Source organism: Paraburkholderia gardini, assembly GCF_907164575.1.
GTDB lineage: Bacteria > Pseudomonadota > Gammaproteobacteria > Burkholderiales > Burkholderiaceae > Paraburkholderia > Paraburkholderia gardini.
In genome coordinates this window covers 1-23,131 of the sequence record NZ_CAJQYY010000005.1, presented here as the reverse complement: position 1 = coordinate 23,131, position 23,131 = coordinate 1, and the positions used below count along the sequence as shown (strand labels likewise).

The window sequence follows — 23,131 nt, the reverse complement described above, 5'->3', positions numbered from 1 at the left end:
CCATATGAAGCCGATCTGGATAGTAGACGACGATCAATCGATCCGCTGGGTGCTCGAAAAAGCCCTCGCACGGGAAAATTTCGCGACACGCAGTTTCGCGAACGTGCGCGAGGCGGCGGGCGCGCTGGATCACGACAGCCCACAGGTGCTGGTGTCCGACATCCGGATGCCAGGCGGCTCCGGCCTCGATCTGTTGCAGACCGTCCGCGACCGCGTGCCGGGTCTGCCCGTCATCATCATGACGGCCTTCTCCGATCTGGATAGTGCCGTTGCGGCGTTCCAGGGCGGCGCGTTCGAGTATCTCGCCAAGCCGTTCGACGTCGACAAGGCGGTCGAACTGATTCGCCGCGCGGTCGACGAAAGCATGCGCGGCGAACAGACGTGGGACGATCGCGTCGCGGATGCACCGGAAATGCTCGGCCAGGCGCCGGCGATGCAGGACATGTTTCGCGCGATCGGGCGGCTGTCTCATTCCGCGGCAACCGTGCTCATCACCGGCGAATCAGGCACCGGTAAAGAGCTTGTTGCACGCGCGCTGCACCGTCATAGCCCGCGCGCGAACGGTCCGTTCATCGCGCTCAACACGGCGGCGATCCCGAAGGATCTGCTGGAATCCGAACTGTTCGGTCACGAACGCGGCGCGTTCACCGGCGCACAGGCGATGCGGCAAGGTCGCTTCGAGCAGGCCGAGAACGGCACGCTCTTCCTCGACGAGATCGGCGATATGCCATTCGATCTGCAGACGCGTCTGTTGCGCGTGCTGTCGGATGGCCAGTTTTATCGTGTCGGCGGGCACAATCCGTTGCGTGCCAACGTGCGGGTCATCGCGGCGACTCACCAGAATCTCGAGTCGCGCGTGCGCCAGGGTTTGTTCCGCGAGGATCTGTATCACCGTCTGAACGTGATCCGTCTGCGACTGCCGGCGTTGCGCGAACGCAGCGAGGATATTCCGCTGCTCACGCGTCATTTTCTGCAGAAGAGCGCACGCGATCTGGGCGTCGAGCCGAAGCGCGTGTCCGACGAAACGCTCGCGTATCTGGCGTCGCTCACGTTTGCCGGCAACGTGCGGCAGCTTGAGAACCTGGCTAACTGGCTGACGGTCATGGCGCCGGCGCAGACGATCGAGATCAAGGATCTGCCGCCGGATCTCGTGCCCCCGGCAGCGGGTAACGCGGATATTGTCGCGGGCGGGGGGCTCGCCGCCGACGCCGCCGGCAATGCAATGGCCGCGGCTGGAACGAACGGAGCGTCGTCGCCGTCACCGCTCTCCGCGACGCCTGGCGTGCCGGCAACCCCGCCGGTGAGTCTGTGGGAGAGTGGATTGCGAACTGAAGTGGCCCGTATGCTGCGCGAAAATTCGGCCGATGTGATGGACGAGCTGTCGCGCCGTTTCGAGGCCGCGGTGATTCGCGAAGCGCTCGATTTCACGCGTGGACGTAAAGTCGAAGCAGCGGAGCGTCTCGGTATCGGACGCAATACGATTACGCGCAAGATCCAGGAGTTAAACCTCGAATAGCCGTTCGGCGGGGTCAACCGCATCAAGGGCCGTTCCACGCGCGTTGTCGCGCATGGAACGGCCTTTCTGTTTCTGGTGGTGACGTTTCCGGGGGCGTTGCCGGTTTGATATGCCGAACGGCCAGGTCGCGGCGCGATCCGGCGGCAGGGCATAATCGGTGCTGTTCCTCTTTTGACAGCTCACCATGCCCGCAGCGCGTTCCTGGCCTCGCAGTACTGATCCGTTCATCCATCTCGAAGCGCTTCACGATTCCGCGTCCATGGCGTGGGTCGGCGAACAGAATGCACGCACGAGTGCCGCATGGCGCAACGGCGAGCGTTTCGACGCGCTGACGCAGCGCCTCGCAAGCGCGTATCTGCCGCGCGAGCGGCCGGTTATTCCGAGCCGCTGGAAAGACTGGGCATATGACTTCTGGCAGGACGATCGCAATCCAAAGGGTCTCTGGCGACGTACGTCCTGGGCAAGCTGGCGCAATGGTTCGCCGCAATGGCAAAACCTGCTCGACTTCGACGCGCTGGGCGACGCCGAAGCCACGCCGTGGGTCTGCGCCGATATCGACATCCTGTATCCGGACGGTGACCGCGCGCTGATCGCCCTGTCGCCGGGCGGATCCGACGCGACGATCGTGCGCGAGTTCGACATCGACAATCAGCGCTTCGTGTCAGACGGCTTCACGATTGCGGTGGCGGGCAAGCACACGGCATCGTGGATCGATCGGGATACGTTGTATGTCGGCTGGGACAATGGCGACACAACGCTCACGCGCTCGGGTTATCCGCGTGAGGTCCGCCGCTGGGTGCGAGGCACCGCGCTCGACAATGCACCGGTTGTCTTCGCCGGTGAATTCGACGACATCGGCGTGGAGGCGCATTACGACCCCGTCGAGCAGCGTCATTCCGCGGTGCGTGATGTCGATTTCTTCGATTCGCACACGTACTGGCCCGACGCGAAGGGCGTGTGGCAGCGCTACGACGTGCCGTCGCACGTTTCGGTGGGCGGCTGGCACGGCTGGCTGCTGCTCGAACCGCGTCTCGACTGGAAGTGTGATGGCGTCGTTCATGCAGGTGGCGCGTTGCTCGCGATCCGTGAGACTGCATTTCTCGCGGGGAACCGGCAATTCGTGCCGCTTTTCACGCCGACACCGCTCACGTCCGCCTGTGAGTGGACGCATTCGCTCAACATGCTGATCGTGTCGTACCTCGACGATGTCGAAAGCCGTACGCTGCTCTGGCAACCGCTGCAATCGGTCGACAGCGAGTGGCGTTGGGAATCGCGCACGTTTCCGTCGCGCGAAACATCGCAGGTGGATGTCTCGCCGATCGAGGCCACGCTCAACGATGAAGTTTACGTCGACGTCGACGATTATCTGCAACCTCCCGAATACTGTCTCGCCGATCTCGCACAGGAAGAGCTGACTGCATGGACCGTGCTGGATCGCTGGCCCACGCAGTTCGACGCCGCGCCGCTCACGGTGAAACGCGAATACGCGCAGTCGAAAGACGGCACGCGGGTGCCGTATACCGTCGTCGGCGCGCGGCGCATCCTGGATACGCCGACTTCGGTTGCGAGTCCGTGTCTGCTGACAGGCTATGGCGGCTTTGCTGTCCCGCTGACGCCGGACTATCTCGTGAGTCCGGGTATCGGCTGGCTGGAGCAGGGCGGCATCTATGTGGTTGCACATATCCGTGGCGGTGGCGAGTACGGGACGCAATGGCATCTGGCCGCGCAGCGCGAACATCGGCAACGCGCGTTCGACGACTTTATCGCCGTCGCTGAAGCGTTGATTTCCGACGGCGTGACAACCGCGGCGCAGCTCGGCATTCAGGGTGGCAGTAACGGCGGCCTGCTTGTCGCCGCGTGCATGACGCAACGTCCGGAACTCTTCGGTGCTGTCGTGTGCGAGGTGCCGCTGCTCGACATGCAGCGATATCACCTGTTGCACGCGGGTGCGTCGTGGATGGACGAATATGGCGACCCCGACGATCCGCACGAAGCGCGTGCGCTTGCGGCGTACTCGCCGTATCACCGTGTGTCGGCGAACGTGAAGTATCCGGCCGTGCTGTTCACGACATCGACGAGCGACGATCGTGTGCATCCTGGGCACGCACGCAAGATGGTGGCGCGCATGCAGGCGTGGGGTCACGCGGACGTCTGGTACTGGGAGAACACCGACGGCGGACACGGTTCGGGTTCCGATGCGCTGGAGCGTGCCGCTTACGATGCAATGGTGTTCGGGTTTCTGTCGTCGCGGCTGACGTCGTAACGCTCAGCGTTCGTTCCCAGCTGACGCGCGCCGCGAAGCGTTGAGCGCAGCACGCGTGCGCGTGCGGGTGTGCGTGCGTGTTCAGCCGATCTGCGCGACAACCGGCGCATGGTCGGACGGCTGATCCCATTTGCGCGGAACGCGATCGACATCGCATGACGTGCACGAACCGGCGAGCACGTTCGAGAGCAGGATATGGTCGATGCGAACGCCCGCGTTGCGACGGAATGCGAGCATCCGGTAGTCCCACCACGTGAAGGTCTTCTCCGGGTGTTCGAATTTCCGGAAGGCATCCACCAGACCCAGTTCGACGAGCCGTACGAACTGCGCGCGCTCTTCCGGCGAAACAAGATTCTGTCCTTCCCACGCCTTCGGATCGTGCACGTCGCGATCTTCAGGAGCGATGTTGTAGTCGCCGAGCAGGGCGAGCTTCGGGTGCTGCGTGAGTTCACCCGAGACCCAGTCGTGAAGCGCGTCGAGCCAGCGCAGTTTGTAGGCGAATTTGTCGGTGCCTGGCGCCTGGCCGTTCGGAAAATACGCCGAAATAATGCGCACGCCTTCGATGGTCGCGGCGATCACACGTTGCTGCGGGTCCTCGAAACCAGGGATGTTGCGCACGATCGAGGTCTCGTCGACGGCAAGTCCATCGCGCACGAGGATGCCGACGCCGTTGTAGGTTTTCTGACCGGCGAACCAGCTTCGATAACCTTTGGCCTCGAGTTCCGCACGCGGAAATTTTTCGTCGGGAAGCTTGAGTTCCTGCAGACACAGAACGTCGGCCTGGCTCGTTTCGAGCCAGTCGGTTACATGCTGCAGGCGAACCTTCAGCGAGTTCACATTCCAGGTGGCGATTTTCATTCGATGTCGAAGAGTGCGGGCGCGATGAGCAGGAGTTTACATGAAGGTGGCGCGTGGCTGGATTCCTTCCGGTGTGCATCAAGACGAACGTCGCACAGACCCGGCAAGGACGCGTCGTCATCAGGGTAAATAATTGTCGGGGCCTGGCATCGCGCAGCGTATAGTGGGGTGACACTCACGTTTCAGGGGCACATCATGGCCGAGCTCTATCCTGCCATTTACAAGGACTTCGAAGTGCATCCGCTTGTTTTCTCGCGGGAATTCAACAAGTTCGACGGCCACAAGAAACACGCGGAAGGTTATGACGTCGCAGTGCGCGTCTGCCGTCCGGGCGCGATCAGCGGCTCGAAGGCAAGCCGCGTATTTCGGCTCTCGCGTCAACTGACGTTTTCCGATTTCGGCGTGGCCAAACGCAGCGCAAGCCGGTATGGCGAAGACATCATCGACGGAAAAATCGAAGGCGCGACCGTAGCCGATCTGTGAGCATGCGAAATAATTTACATGACTGTTTGACGTTCCGTGGGTGCGCCAGTACAATTCGCTTCCTCTGACGCGGGGTGGAGCAGTCTGGCAGCTCGTCGGGCTCATAACCCGAAGGTCACAGGTTCAAATCCTGTCCCCGCAACCAAATATCGTCTTGTCGTTTTCACCGTCAAGGCAATGCATCAATCCGGCGACCCTGTCGTCAGCAAAACCCGCTTCGGCGGGTTTTTGTTTTGTGCGTCCAGCAGATATGTTGGCGCGATCTCTTCCATACGTTCAGTTTATCGATACCCGCTTGATACGGTAGAAGCGGAATGCCATGTCAGTGAGCCATTCAGTAGCTCGCTCATTTCCTTGCTCCAGCTAAATCGCGCATTTCTAAAACAGGAATAGTGCCAGGCCAGCTTTCCACGGAGTGGTCGATCGACACACGCGTGCACAGGACCTGCGATCGCTGTTTCACCGGTCCACGTTCCGAAGCACGCCGTGACCTTGTCCAGATGGGTAAACGGGTTCCATGCGCCTTCTGACGTCGTTAGAATCGAGGCAATCAAAGGAGCCGCTGATGGACCTGATCATTCGTCGTGCTGTCCTGCCGGGGCATCTCCCGGGTCGCAATGAACCTGTCGATATCGGCATCGAGGCGGGTCGCATTCATACCGTTGAGCCGCGCCTTGCCGCCATCGCACCGGAAGAAATCGACGCCGCGGGCGCGCTCGTCACGCCACCTTTCGTCGATCCGCATTTCCATATGGATGCGACGCTGTCGTATGGCCTGCCGCGCGTGAATGCTTCGGGCACATTGCTGGAAGGCATCGCGCTCTGGGGCGAGCTCAAGCCGCAGCTCACCCAGGAGGCGCTGATCGAGCGTGCGCTGCAGTATTGCGACTGGGCGGTCGCGCGCGGGCTGCTGGCCATTCGCACACACGTGGACATCTGCGATCCACGTCTCCTTGCCGTGGAAGCGCTACTCGAAGTGAAGCGCCGTGTCGCGCCGTATCTGGACATGCAGCTGGTCGCGTTCCCACAGGACGGCGTGCTGCGCAGCGCGGGCGCATTTGACAACCTCAGGCGCGCGGTATCGATGGGCGTCGATGTAGTCGGTGGTATTCCGCATTTCGAACGGACCATGGCCGATGGCGCGGAGTCGGTGCGTATTTTGTGTGAATACGCGGCGGAGCAGGGATTGCGCGTAGACATGCATTGTGATGAATCCGACGACCCCATGTCGCGTCACATCGAAACGCTCGCTGCGCAGTCGCATCGTCTCGGTTTGCATGGACGCGTCACGGGCTCGCATCTGACGTCGATGCATTCGATGGACAACTACTACGTCAGCAAACTGCTGCCGTTGATGCGTGAAGCGGGCGTTGCCGCGATCGCCAATCCGTTGATCAACATCACGTTGCAGGGTCGCAGCGACACGTATCCGAAGCGGCGTGGCATGACGCGCGTGCCGGAGATGCTTGCGGCCGGCATCAACGTCGCGTTTGGTCACGATTGCGTGATGGATCCCTGGTATGGCCTCGGTTCTGGCGACATGCTCGAAGTTGCGCACATGGGCCTGCACGTCGCGCAGATGACCAGTCAGGACGGTATCCGCGCGTGCTTCGATGCGGTGACGGTCAACGCAGCACGTATTCTCGGGCTGGAAGGCTACGGCATCGAGCCTGGCTGCGAGGCAAATCTGGTCGTCCTCGATGCGCGCGACCCCGCTGAGGCAATCCGTCTGCGTGCGGCGCGCCTCGCGGTGATCCGGCGTGGCAAGGTGGTCAGTCGTATGCCGGCCTCGACAGCGACGCTTACGCTCGAAAACCGGCCGTCGTCGGTCGATTTCAGGTTGCATCGTTGATGCGCCCGCGGATAGAGAAAAAGCCTGTGATTGCGTGAGCAATCGCAGGCTTTCCATAAAGCGCATGACGTGCCGCTCTGCACATGAGAAGCAATGCAGGACGCGTCCATGCCTGCTGCCGCACACCGGTATGCCGCACCTCCGCACGGCATCAGGGCAACCCCACGCCCGATGCCGCCGGTAGCGTCACGTCACCGGCTAATGCGCAGCGCCTGGCGTCATGCCGTTATGACGCAGCAACGCGTCGATATTCGGCTCGCGGCCGCGGAACGCCTTGAACGATTCCATTGCCGGCCGGCTGCCGCCAACCTCGAGGATTTCCTTGCGATATCGCGTGCCGGTGGCCACGTCGAGCACACTGCCGTTCTTCGCCTGCGCGGCTTCCTCAAACGCTGCGTACGCGTCGGCGGACAGCACTTCCGCCCACTTGTAGCTGTAGTAACCCGCCGCGTAACCACCGGCGAAGATATGACTGAACGTGTTCGGCCAGCGCGAGAACGAAGCTTGCGGAATCACGTGGAAGCGCTCGTTGATTTCGCGCGCAAGGTCGTTCGCGCTCTTCCCGCCGGACGGGTCGAAGTCAACGTGTAACGACATGTCGAACATCGAGAAGACGATCTGCCGCAGCGTGCCAAGGCCGCTCTGGAAATTCTTCGCGGCGAGCATCTTGTCGTACAGCGGACGCGGCAGCGGGGCCGCGCTCTCGACGTGCGAGGTCATGTCGCTCAGTACGTCCCACTCCCAGCAGAAATTCTCCATGAACTGCGACGGCAGTTCGACGGCATCCCATTCGACGCCGTTGATGCCCGACACGCCCAGTTCATCGACGCGCGTCAGCATGTGATGCAGGCCGTGACCGAACTCGTGGAACAGCGTGATCACTTCGTCGTGCGTGAAGCACGCCGGCTTGCCGCCGACCGGCGCCGAGAAATTACACGTGAGATATGCCACAGGTGTCTGCACATCGCCTTCTGCGCGCCTGCGACGCGTGCGCGCGTCGTCCATCCAGGCACCGCCACGTTTGCCTTCGCGTGCGTACAGATCGAGATAGAACTGCGCGACAAGCCCGCCATCCTGATTCTCGACGCGGAAAAAACGCACGTCCGGGTGCCACGTCGTCGCTTCGTCACGGCGGATGCGCACGCCGAACAGCGTTTCCGTCACCTTGAACAGGCCCTTCAGCACCGCGTCTTCCGGGAAGTACTGTTTGACCTCGTTCTCGGAGAACGAGTAGCGCTTCTGACGCAGCCGTTCAGCGGCGAACGTCATGTCCCACGGTTGCATACCGGTCAGGCCAAGCTCGCTGGCAGCGAACTCGCGCAACGCCTTCCAGTCCTCTTCCGCGTGCGGGCGCGCGCGTGTCGCGAGGTCCTCGAGGAACGCCATCACCTGTTCGGGCGACTCTGCCATCTTGGGCGCCAGCGATACTTCCGCGAAATTCCTGAAGCCCAGCATCTTCGCTTCTTCGTCGCGCACTTTCAGTTCTTCGGCGAGGACGGCCGTGTTGTCCCACTCGGCCTTGCCGTTGCCGTACGCGGCGCCCAGTTCCGAGGCGCGCGTCGAATAGGCGCGGTACATCGTCTCGCGCATCGCGCGGTTTTCCGAATACTGCATCACCGGAAAATACGACGGGAAATGCAGCGTGAATTTCCAGCCTTCCTTGCCGTCACGCTGGGCCGCTTCACGCGCGCCTTCGATGACGTCTTCCGGCAGTCCAGCGAGCTCCGTCGCGGTCGTCGCGATGTATGCGTATGCGTTGGTTGCGTCGAGCACGTGATCGGAGAACGATTTCGAGAGCCCGGCCTGACGTTCCTGCAATGCCGCGAAGCGTGGCTTCTGGTCTTCGGGCAACTCGGCGCCTGACAGACGGAAGTCGCGCAACGCGTTGCCGAGAATCTTCTTGCGCTCGCCGGTCAGCGACGCGAAATCGGCGCTGGCATTGAGTGCCTTGTATTTCTCGTAGAGCGCGAGATTCTGTCCGACGCTCGACCAGAACTCAGTCATGCGCGGCAGATTTTCACCATGGACCGCGCGCAGTTCCGGCGTATCGGCCACCGCGTTCAAATGGCCGATCACGCCCCAGGCGCGTGAAAGCGGTTCGGTCGCGCGTTCGACGGGTTCGACGACGTCGGCCCACGAAGCCGGTGTGACCGGCGCGCTCGCGCGCTCGACGGCAGCGGTCGCGCTGGCGAGCAGCACATCGAGCGCGGGGGTGACGTGTTCAGGACGGATCTCGCCAAATCGCGGCAGATCGGTGAAATCGAGGAGCGGATTGTCCGCGTCCGGGCGGGTACTGGCTGACGAAGATGACATAAGGCTTCCTGTCTGTCGCGGATCAAAAAAGGGCTACGCGCGAGCGGTCGTGGCAACGCGTCCCGCGCCCGTCATGGAAGTTATTGGGGCAGGAGACGCCGTTTCCAACCGTCAGGAAGCAAATTATCAGAAGTTGATCTGCCCGGTGCGGTTCGGCGCGTTATCTGTATCCGGCACGATGCAGCGGTATCCAGTGCCGGAATGGCGCCGGGTGACTTCACGCGGCAGTCAGAGCTACTGCGCGTTCGGCCGCTTCGATCGTGTTGACGAGCAGCATCGTGATCGTCATCGGCCCCACGCCGCCCGGCACTGGCGTGATGTGGCCGGCCACTTCCCTGACACCCGCGAAGTCGACATCGCCGCACAGCTTGCCGGCGTCGTCGCGATTCATGCCGACGTCGATGACCGTCGCACCCGGTTTCACCATGTCAGCCGTCAGGATGTTGCGCAGGCCTGTTGCCGCGACGACCACGTCGGCGTTACGTGTGTGCGCGGCGAGATCGCGGGTCTTGCTGTGGCAGATCGTGACGGTCGCACCGGCTTCGAGCAGCAGGAGCGCCATCGGCTTGCCCACGATATTCGAACGACCGATCACCACGGCTTCCGCGCCTTTCAGGTTGATACCGTACGCTTCGAACATCTTCATCACGCCATACGGCGTGCACGGACGAAACAGCGGCTTGCCGGTCATCAGTGCACCGGCGTTGGCCACGTGAAAGCCGTCGACGTCCTTTTCAGGCGCGATCGCTTCGATGACCTTGTGGCTGTCGATATGCGACGGCAGCGGTAGCTGGACCAGAATGCCGTGAATTTTCGGATCGTGGTTCAGTTCGTCGATGCGGGCCAGCAGATCGGCTTCCGACAACGATGCCGGAAACCGGTCATACGAAGAATAGAGACCGTTGTCCTGGCACGCCTTCACCTTGTTGCGGACATAGACTTCGCTCGCGGGATTGTCGCCGACGAGTACGACCGCAAGACCCGGCTGATGACCGCGGGCGGTGAGGACAGCGGCGCGTATGGCGACGTCGGCGCGCAAGGTTCGGGAGAGGGCGTTGCCGTCGATGAGGGTGGCTGTCATGGTCGGTCGAGAATGGGCGGTTCGGAATACGGGAGCGCGATGGATGCGTGACAGGCGCATGAGCACATAGGTGCGTCGTGACGTCCGCCGGCACGCGATGCGACGTGAAGAAAAGCGCGCGGCGCAGAATCTGCGCCGCTGCGAAGCCTCACATTATACCGTCGCGTCCCGCAGGACCGGACACACTCAGGGCTGGGTTGCCTGCCAGGAAGAATCAGGATCGAACGACTTGATGGCCGCCGCGGCGCGCGGTGTCCGCGGCCCGAGGTTCTTCTGATAAAGCTGGCCGTCCTGATTGACGATGAAGCTCATCACTCCAGTCTTGCCGTATTCCGCCGGCCACGCCACGAGGCCGAAACCCTTGCTTAACTCGCCACCTTCCACATAGCTCTCTGCGCCGCCTTTCGCGTGCGAACCTTGCGCCGTGAGGATCCGGTAGTGATACCCGTGATACGCCTCGTCGGGGTTGATACCGTTGGGCATCGTGGCGGCGAGCGGTCCGAGCGGGCTTTCCGGTTCACCTGGCGCGCTGACCCAGTACAGGCCGTCGCGTTTGCCCGACGAACTGACGAACTTCTGCGCGTAGTGCTGCGTGACGTTGTGGTAATCGTTCTGCGCATCGATGTAGGCGAGCGACGTGAGCATGGCCGAACGCTCATTGCGGCCGATGCGTCGCGTCAATATCTCGTCCCGTGCGGCAGGGGGATCGAAACGCCAGCCTTTCGATGTTTGCTCGAGCGGAATCGGCAGCGTCCAGCCGTCGGTGCCGACGGCCAGATGGGCCGTCGTGTGGCCGTTCTGCGGCGCGGCCTCGGTGACGATTTGATGCTCCTTTGCCCACGCGCCCAGGAACGCGAGGATGTCATCCTGACCGATAGACTCGGTCGGGATGAAGCGGGGGTAGTCGTCGCCGAGAACGTGTCGCATCTCCGTGTGATCGTTGCGGGCGAGGGCGTCGACGAAGGCATTGGCCGCCGCGTCGGGCGTCGCGTAGATGGCCTGTGCATGAGCCGATGTCGTGCCGAGCAGCAGCGCCGGCGCCACCAGCATCGTGGACGTCGTGCCGAGCGCGAGGGCGGACGCGGTTGCATAGGCGCGCCATGTTTCGCGTGCAGGTAAGCGAATCATCAGAAACTCCTTTTGATCGTTCAACGATGCCGGCCGATATGGCCACCACCACCGCCGCCGCTTCGCATTCCACCACCGCCGCGCTGGCCGCCACCGTTGGCACCGAGACCGCCGCCGGCGCGTTGCTGACCACCGCCATTGGCGCCGGGACCGCCACCGCCGGAACGGTTCGCCAGTGCATCCCGGCTTGCCTGACCGCGCTGGGCGTCCTGACGTGCGCCGTTGCCGTCGCCCGCGCCGCGTAGCGCGCTGTCGCGGTTCGTGTTCTGCGCACGGTCGCGCAGGTCGTTGTTGCTTACGCCGCCGCCGTTCGCCCCCGGACGGCTGCCCGCATTGGCGCCGTTGCGGGCGCCTGCGTTGCCACCCTGATGGATATCCTGAACCCGCTGGCTTGCCGGACCGCTGACGTTCTGGCCCGTGCGCGCCTGCAAGGTCTGCCTTGCCTGATCGCGGGAATTGTCGCGGCCGCGGAACTGGTCGCGCTGCGCCTGGTTTGCGCCGCCGGGATTGTTCTGCGTCCGGTTCAGGTTGTTCGTATTGCGATTGACGTTGTTGTTGCGGTTCCAGTTCGCCGTGCTGGAATTCGCGTTGATGCGGTTATTGACGTTGATGTTGTTGTAGCGATTGACGTTGATATTGACGTCGTGGTTGTTCCAGTTGAAACCGCCCCACAGCGAATTCGTGATCGCCACGCCCGCGCCGAACGCGAGCCCTGCTGCGAGCCCTGTCGCAATCGCATAACCGGGAGGCGGCGGCACATACACAGGCGGATATGCCGGATACGGCCATGCGCCATAGACGACGGTTGGATTGTAGGTCGGGACATAGACGACCTGTGGATTGGCTGGCTGGATCTGGATCGTGTTCTGTTCGACCACGACCTTCTGCTGCTCGCTCGATTTCAGGTTGCCGGCCTGCTGCGCCTGCTTGCGAAGCCGTTGCACCGAATCCATCACGTCACTGGATTGCGCGAGAAAGGCGTTGCCAAGCTGCGTCACCCAGTCTGGTTTGGACGCCATCGTGGCCAGCACCTGTGGAAACGCGACCAGCGACTGAACGCTCGGGTCCCATGGCTGCGAGGCGACGGCCGTCACGGCCGCATCGCCCTGCAGCTTCGAATTGGCCTTCGACCACGCGGCGGCGGCATTCACGTCTTGCGGATACGTGGACGCCATCAGTACCTGCGCGAGCAGCGCATCCGGGTAAAGGGCAATCGGCGCGGTCAGCGAGTCGAGCTGCTGGCTCGACAGCTTCGCCGCAGGGGGCGCCTGCGTCTGCGCGTGCGCCGCGGTGGGTGCGAGCCCCGTCAGCATGGGCGCGCCCGCCAGCGCGGCACACAGAACCAGCACACGTCGATGATGTGCTCCGGACAGTTTCACGATGGAGTCCTCCCGGCTTGATGACATGCGCATAGGCTTTCAGCGGCGAATGCCGCGTCGTCGGCGCGCGTCAGGTCTGACTAAATTAAGGGGGTAGCATGACACTGTCAATCACCATGATGAAATGTGACGTTTCGCGAGAACGAAACACTCACCCCTGAATGGCAGATCAACGGGATAACTAACAAAATGAAGGTCACCGACGCTCACGCGTGCGTAGCCCGCGGCGGGAGGCAAAGGGCAGCAAAGCGGAGGGGGCGGGCATGCGTGCCGGATATCCCGTCGAAGGGTTCTCCGGCACGTGCCAATGGTGGACTTACTGCGGTTGTTGCGGCTTGTTCGACAGCGCCAGTCGCAGCAGATCGGCGACGGTGTTGACGTTGAGCTTTTCCATGATGTTGGCGCGGTGCGCCTCGACGGTCTTGATGCTGATACCGAGATCGTCGGCGATCTGCTTGTTCAGACGCCCTGCGATGATCCGCTCGAGCACCTGATGTTCGCGCGCCGTCAGCTTGCCGAGACGCTCGGCCGCCGCGCGTTGCTGCTGCACGCTGCTGCTTTCGCTGCGCGCCTTGTCGAGCATACGCTCGACCAGTTTGCGCAGTTCGGCTTCGTCGAACGGCTTTTCGATGAAATCCATCGCGCCTTTTTTCATCGTCGACACGGCCATCGGCACGTCGCCATGACCCGTCACGAAGATGATCGGCAGCGACGCGTTGTCGGCGATCAGGCGTTCCTGCAATTCGAGGCCGCTCATGCCCTGCATCCGCACGTCGAGAATCAGGCACGCGATCTGGCCTGCGTGCTGGGCGGGCTGGTAGGCATCGATGAACTGCTCCGCGCTGGAGAAGCACTGCACGCGATAACCATTCGCCTCCAGCAGCCAGCGCAGTGAATCTCGCACGGCCTCGTCATCGTCGACGACAAAGACGGTTTCCTGTGTGGTGACTGGGGTGTTCATGTCTCTCCCGTAACGGTTTGTGGTGTCGGCGCCTCTGACCCGCCGTTGCTCGGGCCGTCGGGCTCTCCAATAGGCAGACTGCAATGGAACGTGGCGCCTGTGATGTGGCCGTCAGATTCGACGTTGTTCACCACCCACAGGCGGCCGCGATGGGATTCGATAATGGAACGGCAAATGTTGAGCCCCATTCCCATGCCATCGGACTTCGTACTGTAAAACGGTTCAAAGAGTCGCTCGGCCGTGCCTTCGTCGACGCCCGGCCCCTGGTCGACGACGTTGATGCTGACAAAGCCGTTCTCCGTTCGCACAACCACGCGGATCACCGGATCGACCGCATTCGGCCGCGCATCGTGCATTGCTTCGGCGGCGTTCTTCAGCAGGTTCACGAGCACCTGTTCGATCAGCACCGGATCGACGTAGATCACCGGCAGACGCGAACGCACGTCGGTAATGATGCGGATACGGCGCTTGCGAGCCTCGATTTCGGCCAGCCCCACGGCATCCGCGACGATATCGGATACGCGCGTGGCCTGCCGCTTCGGCTCGCTGCGCTTCACGAATTCGCGAATCCGCTTGATGATCATGCCGGCCCGCACCGCCTGTTGCGCGGTCTTTTCGAGAACGGGTAACAGGTTGTCCGGAGTCGTCCGGCCAGATTTAACCAGTGCAACCGTTCCTGAGCAATAGTTATTGATCGCGGCGAGCGGCTGGTTCAGCTCATGCGCAAGCGAGGAGGCCATTTCGCCCATCGTCATCAGGCGGCTCGTGAACTGCAGTTTTTCGTCCTGCTGGCGCGCGAGTTCCTGTGCCTGCTTGCGTGTCGTGATGTCGGTCGCGATCTGCATCTGCGCCAGATGGCCGTCCACCCACTGGATGTACTGGCGCCGTACCTCGAACCATTTCTGGATGCCTTGCACATAGACTTCCTGGGCGTCGGCGGCGCTTTCCGTCAGCGCGGCGGCAGGCAGCCCGGCGTACGCGTCGACCATGTCGATTGAATCGGACGAAGCCTGCGCACTGTCGAAGCCCGCGCCGGCCAGCTCCAGATGGCCGTCCGGGCGAATGCCGAACAGGTGCCGGTAATAACGGTTCGCGAACAGCAGTTCGGCTTCGTCGGCGGCGAGCACGGACACGGCGGCGTCGAGGCTTTCGAGCACGGTCGTGAAGCGCTCGTGCGCGGCGGCGAGTTCCTCGCGGGCGCGCTTCGGCTCGGTGATGTCCGTCATCGACGACATCCAGCCGGTCTGGCGTCCCGAGCTGTCGATCAGCGGCGATACATAAAGACGTGCATGGAAGAGCGAGCCGTCCTTGCGGCGCACGCGCAGCTCGAAGCCGGACGAAGGCGCCTTGCCGCGCAGCGTCATGTCGAGCTGACGCTGCATTTCCGGGTAGGCGTCGCGTGGCCAGTAAGGGAAGGGCGCGGTCTTGCCGTTCAGGTCGCTTTCGTCCCAGCCGGTCATGCGGCAGAACGCCGGGTTCACGTGCGTGATACGGCCGTGCATGTCGAGCACGCGCATGCCGATCAGCACCGAGTTTTCCATCGCGCGGCGAAAGAACGCTTCGGCGTACAGCGCCTGCTGCGCCTCGAAGCGCTGGCGCGTGTGCTTCCACAGGCTCCACAAACTCCACAGCACGAAACACGACAGCCCGGCGACGAGCCAGACGAGCGTGTTGTTCGTGAAGTTCGTCATCTGCGGATACGCGTACACGCGCACCGACACGCCCTGGCCGGGCGGATCGAGCGGCAGGTCGTAGAACGCGTCGCGCGGCAGGCGCGGACGCGTCGACGTCGTGGCCAGCTCGCGGTTGTTCACGTCGATGATCGAAATTTTGTACTTCGCCGAAAGCTCGGGCGGGATGTCGTGCTTGAGTATCCCCTCGACCGAAAACACCGCCGCAATCGTGCCGAGAAACTCGCGGTCGCGATACACGGGCGTCTGCAGCGTGATGTAGCCGTTGCCGACGTCGTCGTATATCAGCGGCGAATACACCTGGCGGCGTGTGTCGCGCGCTTCGGCGAACGCGGCTTTCACGGCCTCGTCCATCTGGTTGTCGCTTGGCCGGGCAAGACGCTGGCCGAACACGGGCAGCGCGGTATTGGGCCAGCGCGGCTGCTGCAGGCTCGTGTACCAGTTCATGTAGAGGATTTCGGGATGCCCCTGCATGATGTCCGTGGTGGACACCTGGAACGAATGCGGGTCGCCGTGGCCCGCGACGAGATCGCGCGACAGCGCCTGCACCTGTTCCTGCGCACCAGTCATCGAGAGGCGGATCTGCTGCTGCGCCCACGCGACGTTACGGTAGAGCGTGTCTTCCTGGGTCTGCTGCTCGCGCCGGTTCAGGCTCCAGAGAATCAGGCTCATGACGACCAGGAACACGAGAATCGACAGGAGCGGCGTGAGCAAATAGGAATTCGACCACCATGGTCCATGGTGCCAGCGGGACGGCGCCGTATCCGCCGGCGAGCCGGACGGTCGCGCCGAGCGTGCGAAAAGGCGTTCGGTCAACATGCGTGGCATTGTAGCGCAGCGGGTCCCGGCAAATTAACGCAAAAAACGCTCGAAAGTGGCTCTGATCGGCGCAAACTAGCCGACGTATTCGCGACTCCTCAGTGAATTCGGTGTGCGCCGCAACAATTTTCCGTATTATGAGAAATGATCTCGCAATTTGAAATTTTAGTTGCGAAGAGGTCTGGCGCCTCATTACAATCTCCGGAAAGCTGCCGCGGTTGGACCTCGCCCGCGTCGTCTGTTCAAAGAGCGTTCCTTATATCCAGGAGACGAGTATGTCCGCTGTACCCGACGAAGTGATGAAATATGTCGCCGCCGAAAACGACGACGATCCCCAGGAAACCGGCGAATGGCTGGAAGCGCTGGATGGCGTGATTTCTGCGGTCGGCCCGGATCGCGCTCACTATCTGATCGAAAAGCAGATTGAATTCGCCCGTGTGCACGGCGAGCATCTGGCGTTCTCCGCGAACACTCCGTACATCAACACGATTCCCGTCGCGAACCAGGTGCAGATTCCTGGCGACCAGGATCTCGAACACCGCATCCGTTCGTACACGCGCTGGAACGCCATCGCCATGGTGCTGCGCGCGGGCAAGGACACCAACGTCGGCGGCCACATCGCGTCGTTCGCCTCGGCGGCCACGCTGTATGACGTCGGTTACAACCATTTCTGGCACGCACCGTCGGACAAGCACGGCGGCGATCTCGTGTTCGTGCAGGGCCACTCGTCGCCGGGTGTGTACTCGCGCGCGTTCCTGCTCGGCCGCCTGAGCGAAAACCAGCTCGACAACTTCCGTCAGGAAGTGGGCGGCGAGGGCATTTCGTCCTATCCGCACCCGTGGCTGATGCCGGACTTCTGGCAGTTTCCGACCGTCTCGATGGGTCTCGGCCCGATCATGGCGATCTATCAGGCGCGTTTCATGAAGTACCTGCAGGCGCGCGGCGTGGCGAAGACCGACGGCCGCAAGGTGTGGGCGTTCCTCGGCGACGGCGAAACCGATGAACCGGAATCGCTTGGCGCGATCGGCATGGCCGGCCGCGAACGCCTCGACAACCTCGTGTTCGTGATCAACTGCAACCTGCAGCGTCTCGACGGCCCGGTGCGCGGTAACGGCAAGATCATCCAGGAACTCGAAAGCGAATTCCGCGGTGCTGGCTGGAATGTCATCAAGGTCGTCTGGGGCAGCCGATGGGATGCGCTGTTCCAGCGCGACAAGTCGGGCGCGCTGATGCGGCGGATGATGGACGTCGTCGACGGCGAGTACCAGACGTACAAGTCGGAGTCGGGCGCGTTCGTTCGCGAGCATTTCTTCAATACGCCGGAACTGAAGGCACTGGTCGCCGACTGGTCCGATGAAGACATCTGGAATCTGAATCGTGGTGGCCACGATCCGCACAAGATCTACGCGGCATTCCACCAGGCATCGAATTCGAAGGGCCATCCGACCGTGATCCTCGCGAAGACGATCAAGGGCTACGGGATGGGCGAAGCCGGCCAGGCGATGAACATCACCCACCAGCAGAAGAAAATGCAGGTGGACCAGCTGAAGAAATTCCGCGACCAGTTCCGTCTGCCGATTCCTGACGACCAGCTCGTCAACGTGCCGTACCTGAAGTTCGAAGAAGGCTCGAAGGAACTCGAGTACATGCGCAGCCGCCGCCAGGAGCTGGGCGGCTACCTGCCGGCGCGTCGCCAGAAGGCCGAATCGCTGCCGGTGCCGGAACTGGGCGTGTTCGAGCCGCTCCTGAAGGGTACGGGCGAAGGCCGCGAGATCTCCACGACGATGGCGTTCGTGCGGATCCTGAACATCCTGCTGAAGGACAAGGCGCTTGGCAAACGTATCGTGCCAATCGTGCCGGATGAATCGCGTACATTCGGCATGGAAGGTCTCTTCCGTCAGATCGGCATCTGGAATCAGGACGGCCAGAAGTACGTGCCGGAAGATTCCGACCAGCTGATGTTCTACCGTGAATCGGAAACCGGCCAGATCCTGCAGGAAGGGATCAACGAAGCCGGCGGCATGTGCGACTGGATCGCAGCCGCGACGTCGTACTCGACGCACGGCGAGATCATGATCCCGTTCTACATCTTCTATTCGATGTTCGGCTTCCAGCGTATCGGCGATCTGGCATGGGCGGCGGGCGATATGCGCGCACGCGGTTTCCTGCTGGGCGGCACGGCTGGCCGCACGACGCTGAACGGCGAGGGTCTGCAGCACGAGGACGGCCACTCGCTGATGTGGGCGGCTTCGGTGCCGAACTGCGTGAGCTATGACCCGACGTTCGGCTACGAACTCGCCGTCATCATGCAGGACGGCCTGCGCCGCATGGTGCAGGAGCAGGAAGACGTGTACTACTACGTCACCGTGATGAATGAAAACTACGAGCATCCTGCGATTCCGCAGGGTGAAGCTGTGGCGGCCGACATCATCAAGGGCATGTACGCGTTCCGTAAAGCGGAAGCCGACAAGAAGGCGCCGCGCGTCCAGCTGATGGGCGCGGGCACGATCTTCAACGAAGTCATTGCCGCTGCCGACTTGCTGAAGAACGACTGGGGCGTCGCGGCCGACCTGTGGAGCGTGCCGAGCTTTACCGAACTGGCACGCGAAGGTCACGAAGTGCAGCGCTGGAACCTGCTGCATCCGACTGAAGAAAAGAAGATCTCGCACGTCGAGAAGCTGCTGAAAGGTGCGCCGGGCCCGGTCATTGCTTCGACCGACTACATCCGCGCGTTGACCGAGCAGATCCGTGCGTTCGTGCCGCAACGTTTCGTCGTGCTCGGCACCGATGGGTTCGGCCGCTCGGATACGCGTGAGAAGCTGCGTCACTTCTTCGAAGTCGACCGTTACTGGGTCACCGTCGCTGCGCTGAATGCGCTGGCTGATGAGGGTACGATTGAGCGCAAGGTTGTGGCCGATGCGCTCAAGAAATACAACCTTGATCCCGCTAAACCCAACCCGATGACCGTCTAAGGCATCGCCCCCGAGCGCCATCGCGTGCTTTCCGGTCCGAAAGGACGGGAAGGCGCGCGCGGCCCAGGAGACACTAACAATGAGTCAAGCGATCGAAGTCAAGGTGCCGGACATCGGCGATTACAAGGACATTCCTGTGATCGAGGTGCTGGTGAAGGCGGGTGACACCGTCGAGAAAGAGCAGTCGCTCGTGACGCTCGAATCAGACAAGGCGACCATGGACGTGCCGAGTTCGGCAGCCGGTGTCGTCAAGGAAGTGAAGGTCAAGGTCGGCGACAACGTGTCGGAAGGCTCGCTGATCGTCGTGCTGGAAGGCGAGGCCGGCGGTGCGAAAGCCGCCGGTACCCCCGCGCCGGCGAAGGAAGCGGCACCGGCAGCAGCCCCCGCTGCCGCGCCTGCCCCGGTTGCCGCAGGCGGCGGCGTGCAGGACGTGAAGGTTCCGGACATTGGCGATTACAAGGACATCCCTGTGATCGAAGTCGCGGTCAAGGTGGGCGATCGCGTCGAGAAGGAACAGTCGCTCGTCACGCTCGAATCCGACAAGGCGACGATGGATGTGCCGAGCCCGGCCGCCGGTGTCGTCAAGGAAGTGAAGGTCAAGGTCGGCGATAACGTGTCGGAAGGCTCGGTTATCGTGCTGCTCGAGACGGAAGGCGGCGCGGCTCCCGCGGCGGCTCCGGCTGCAGCGGCGCCGAAGCATGAAGTCGAAACCCCGTCCGATGCGCCGCAGGCGCCCGCGCCGGCACCGGCTTCGCCGTCCGCGCTTGCCCAGGCCCCGCTGATTCCGGCGGGTGTAGGCGGTGTCCGCCCCAGCCATGCGTCGCCGTCGGTACGCAAGTTCGCGCGCGAACTCGGCGTCGATGTGTCGCGCGTGCCGGGTACGGGACCGAAAGGCCGTATTACGCAGGACGACATCACGGCGTTCGTGAAGGGCGTCATGAGCGGTCAGCGCGCTGCGCCAGCAGGTGCGCCGGCCGCCGCGGGCGGTGGCGAGCTGAACCTGCTGCCGTGGCCGAAGGTCGACTTCGCGAAGTTTGGTCCAATCGATCCGAAGCCGTTGTCGCGCATCAAGAAGATTTCGGGCGCGAACCTGCATCGCAACTGGGTCATGATTCCGCACGTCACGAACAACGACGAAGCGGATATCACTGAGCTGGAAGCGTTGCGCGTCCAGCTGAACAAGGAACACGAAAAGGCGGGCGTGAAGTTCACGATGCTCGCGTTCGTGATCAAGGCAGTCGTCTACGCGCTGAAGAAATTCCCGACGTTCAATGCGAGCCTCGATGGCGATAACCTCGTCTTCAAGCAGTATTACAACGTGGGTTTCGCCGCCGATACGCCGAATGGTCTCGTCGTGCCGGTCATCCGCGATGCGGACAGGAAGGGTCTCGTCGAAATCGCGAAGGAAATGGCCGATATGTCGAAGGCCGCGCGTGAAGGCAAGCTGAAGCCGGACCAGATGCAGGGTGGCTGCTTCTCGATCTCGTCGCTGGGCGGCATTGGCGGCACGCATTTCACGCCGATCATCAATGCGCCTGAAGTCGCGATTCTCGGCTTGTCGCGTGGTGCGATGAAGCCGGTGTGGGATGGAAAGCAGTTTGTTCCCCGCCTGACGTTGCCGCTGTCGCTGTCGTATGACCATCGGGTGATCGATGGCGCGGAAGCTGCACGGTTCAATGCTTATCTCGCTGCGGTGCTTGCCGATTTCCGGCGTGTGATTCTTTGATATTCGCGGGGCGTGGGTCATCTGATACAGGTGATCCACGTCTTCCGTCGAACCGGCTTTCGCGTCGGTCTGTCCGCATTGCCACCTGGCGGGCAGCAAAGGGTGTGTCACCTTTGCTTTCACACCTTCCACGCAGTTCGTTCGACGGATTTCGCTTTCCCGCATCACACGGTCAATAAGAGAAGGGGACACTAATGAGTCTCGTCGAAGTGAAGGTGCCGGACATCGGCGATTTCAAGGACGTCGATGTCATCGAAGTCAATATCAAGCCAGGCGACACCATCGAGGTCGAGCAGGCACTCATGACGCTCGAATCGGACAAGGCGTCCATCGAAGTGCCGAGCGATGCCGCCGGCACGGTCAAGGAAGTCAAGGTCAAGGCCGGTGACAAGGTCTCGCAGGGCACGGTCATCGCGATAGTCGAATCGGCAGGCGCCGGCACGGCCGATGCACCTAAGGCGGTCACGAAAGAACCTGAGAAAACGGGCGCGCCGGCTCCCGGGGCCGCCGCGCCCGCGGAGGCGGCAAAACAGCCTGCTGCCGCCGCGCCGCAGGCCGGCAGCTTCTCAGGTAGCGCCGATATCGAATGCGACATGCTCGTGCTCGGTTCGGGCCCCGGCGGTTATTCGGCCGCGTTCCGTTCGGCCGATCTCGGCATGAAGACCGTGCTCGTCGAGCGCTATGCGACGCTCGGCGGCGTATGTCTGAACGTCGGCTGTATTCCGTCGAAGGCGCTGCTGCACACCGCGCTCGTCATCGACGAAGCCGAAGCGCTCGGCTCGCACGGCATCACGTTCGGCAAGCCGCAGATCGATCTCGACAAGCTGCGCGACTTCAAGTCGGGCGTCGTCAAGAAGCTGACGGGCGGTCTCGCCGGCATGGCGAAGATGCGCAAGGTCGAGGTCGTGACCGGCACCGGCGCGTTCGTCGGGCCGAATCACATGGAAGTGCAGACCGAAGGTGGCAAGAAGGTCGTCAAGTTCAAACAGGCGATCATCGCCGCGGGCTCGGAAGCGGTGAAGCTGCCGTTCATTCCCGAAGATCCGCGTGTCGTCGATTCGACCGGCGCGCTGGAGTTGCGCCAGATTCCGCAGCGCATGCTCGTGGTCGGCGGCGGCATCATCGGTCTCGAAATGGCGACGGTGTATGCCACGCTCGGCGCGCAGATCGACGTCGTCGAAATGCTCGACGGCCTGATGGCAGGCGCCGACCGCGATCTCGTCAAGGTCTGGGAGAAGTACAACAGCAAGCGTTTCGCGAACGTCATGCTGAAGACGAAAACGACGAAGGCCGAAGCGAAGGACGACGGCATTTACGTTTCGTTCGAAGGCGAGAAGGCGCCGGCCGAAGCGCAGCGCTACGACCTCGTGCTGGTCGCCGTGGGCCGTTCGCCCAACGGCAAGAAGATCGGCGCGGACAAGGCGGGCGTTGCGGTGACCGATCGCGGCTTCATCGACGTCGACAAACAGATGCGCACGAATGTGCCGCACATCTTCGCGATCGGCGATATCGTCGGTCAGCCGATGCTCGCGCACAAGGCTGTACACGAAGCGCACGTCGCCGCTGAAGTGGCGCATGGCGAGAAGGCGTACTTCGACGCGTTGCAGATTCCGTCGGTGGCCTATACCGATCCTGAAGTGGCGTGGGCGGGCAAGACGGAAGACCAGCTCAAGGCCGAAGGTATCAAGTACGGCAAGGCAGTCTTCCCGTGGGCCGCATCAGGCCGGGCGATTGCCAACGGCCGCGATGAAGGCTTCACGAAGCTGCTCTTCGACGAAGAAACGCATCGCGTGATCGGCGGCGGGATCGTCGGGCTGAATGCCGGCGACCTGATCAGCGAAGTGTGCCTCGCCGTCGAGATGGGCGCGGACGCGACGGATATCGGCAAGACAATCCATCCGCACCCGACGCTCGGCGAGTCGATCGGCATGGCGGCTGAATTGTATGAAGGTGTCTGTACTGATCTGCCGCCGCAGAAAAAGAAGTAACGCTCGCCGGTCGGGCGAATCGGCATAGGGGACGGCCATGAGGCCGTACCCCTGCCACACCACCCGGCATGCGGGTCCGCACCGGGCGGTTCGGGAAGTTG

Annotated in this window: 14 protein-coding genes and 1 tRNA gene; 8 read left to right on the top strand and 7 right to left on the bottom strand. The window is 62.5% G+C overall.

Annotation, left to right across the window (positions count from 1 at the left end; translation table 11 throughout):
* The first annotated feature begins 4 nt into the window (after positions 1 to 4).
* Both ntrC and LPA34_RS05480 read left to right on the top strand, forming a co-directional pair.
* Positions 5 to 1,516: a nitrogen regulation protein NR(I) gene (gene ntrC / locus LPA34_RS05485; RefSeq protein WP_228975759.1), complete on the top strand. Its 1,512-nt coding sequence runs from the start codon at positions 5 to 7 to the stop codon at positions 1,514 to 1,516.
* A 184-nt stretch (positions 1,517 to 1,700) separates the two neighbouring features.
* Positions 1,701 to 3,779, top strand: a complete 2,079-nt coding sequence (locus tag LPA34_RS05480) for a prolyl oligopeptidase family serine peptidase (protein WP_228975757.1) — start codon at positions 1,701 to 1,703, stop codon at positions 3,777 to 3,779.
* Positions 3,780 to 3,860: 81 nt separating this feature from the next.
* On the opposite strand, the gene xth is transcribed toward LPA34_RS05480, so the two are convergent.
* Complete coding sequence (gene xth, locus LPA34_RS05475) at positions 3,861 to 4,637, bottom strand: exodeoxyribonuclease III (protein WP_228975755.1); 777 nt, start codon at positions 4,635 to 4,637, stop codon at positions 3,861 to 3,863.
* 195 nt (positions 4,638 to 4,832) lie between these two features.
* On the opposite strand from xth, the gene LPA34_RS05470 reads away from it, so the two are divergent.
* The 3 genes from LPA34_RS05470 (at position 4,833) to LPA34_RS05460 (ending at position 6,972) form a co-directional block, all read left to right on the top strand.
* Entirely contained in the window at positions 4,833 to 5,120 is a 288-nt protein-coding gene (locus tag LPA34_RS05470; protein ID WP_228975751.1) for a hypothetical protein, read from the top strand.
* Positions 5,121 to 5,188: 68 nt separating this feature from the next.
* A tRNA-Met gene (locus LPA34_RS05465) sits at positions 5,189 to 5,265 on the top strand.
* A gap of 420 nt (positions 5,266 to 5,685) precedes the next feature.
* A complete protein-coding gene (locus LPA34_RS05460) occupies positions 5,686 to 6,972 on the top strand; it encodes an amidohydrolase family protein (RefSeq protein WP_228975749.1) in 1,287 nt (428 codons plus the stop codon).
* Between the two features lie 198 nt (positions 6,973 to 7,170).
* On the opposite strand, the gene LPA34_RS05455 is transcribed toward LPA34_RS05460, so the two are convergent.
* The 6 genes from LPA34_RS05455 to fixL form a co-directional block, all read right to left on the bottom strand.
* Positions 7,171 to 9,285 (bottom strand): M3 family metallopeptidase, encoded by a 2,115-nt coding sequence (locus LPA34_RS05455; RefSeq protein ID WP_228975747.1) that lies wholly within the window; start codon positions 9,283 to 9,285, stop codon positions 7,171 to 7,173.
* A gap of 217 nt (positions 9,286 to 9,502) precedes the next feature.
* Entirely contained in the window at positions 9,503 to 10,366 is an 864-nt protein-coding gene (folD, locus tag LPA34_RS05450) for a bifunctional methylenetetrahydrofolate dehydrogenase/methenyltetrahydrofolate cyclohydrolase FolD (RefSeq protein WP_228975744.1), read from the bottom strand.
* Positions 10,367 to 10,552: 186 nt separating this feature from the next.
* A complete protein-coding gene (locus LPA34_RS05445; RefSeq protein WP_228975742.1) occupies positions 10,553 to 11,494 on the bottom strand; it encodes a DUF2950 domain-containing protein in 942 nt (313 codons plus the stop codon).
* Positions 11,495 to 11,514: 20 nt separating this feature from the next.
* A complete protein-coding gene (locus LPA34_RS05440; protein ID WP_228975739.1) occupies positions 11,515 to 12,873 on the bottom strand; it encodes a DUF3300 domain-containing protein in 1,359 nt (452 codons plus the stop codon).
* 316 nt (positions 12,874 to 13,189) lie between these two features.
* Entirely contained in the window at positions 13,190 to 13,834 is a 645-nt protein-coding gene (fixJ, locus tag LPA34_RS05435; protein ID WP_228975737.1) for an oxygen response regulator transcription factor FixJ, read from the bottom strand.
* Entirely contained in the window at positions 13,831 to 16,344 is a 2,514-nt protein-coding gene (fixL, locus tag LPA34_RS05430) for an oxygen sensor histidine kinase FixL (protein WP_228975735.1), read from the bottom strand. Before fixL ends, fixJ begins: the two co-directional genes overlap by 4 nt.
* Positions 16,345 to 16,619: 275 nt before the next feature.
* Between fixL and aceE the strand changes: the two genes are divergently transcribed.
* From aceE to lpdA, 3 genes are all read left to right on the top strand, one after another.
* Positions 16,620 to 19,316 carry a pyruvate dehydrogenase (acetyl-transferring), homodimeric type gene (gene aceE / locus LPA34_RS05425; protein WP_228975734.1) on the top strand — a complete coding sequence of 899 codons (2,697 nt, stop codon included), beginning with the start codon at positions 16,620 to 16,622 and terminating at the stop codon, positions 19,314 to 19,316.
* Between the two features lie 79 nt (positions 19,317 to 19,395).
* On the top strand, positions 19,396 to 21,042 hold the full coding sequence (gene aceF, locus LPA34_RS05420) for a dihydrolipoyllysine-residue acetyltransferase (protein WP_228975732.1): 1,647 nt from the start codon (positions 19,396 to 19,398) through the stop codon (positions 21,040 to 21,042).
* A 194-nt stretch (positions 21,043 to 21,236) separates the two neighbouring features.
* Positions 21,237 to 23,030 carry a dihydrolipoyl dehydrogenase gene (lpdA, locus tag LPA34_RS05415; RefSeq protein WP_228975729.1) on the top strand — a complete coding sequence of 598 codons (1,794 nt, stop codon included), beginning with the start codon at positions 21,237 to 21,239 and terminating at the stop codon, positions 23,028 to 23,030.
* Positions 23,031 to 23,131 lie beyond the last annotated feature (101 nt).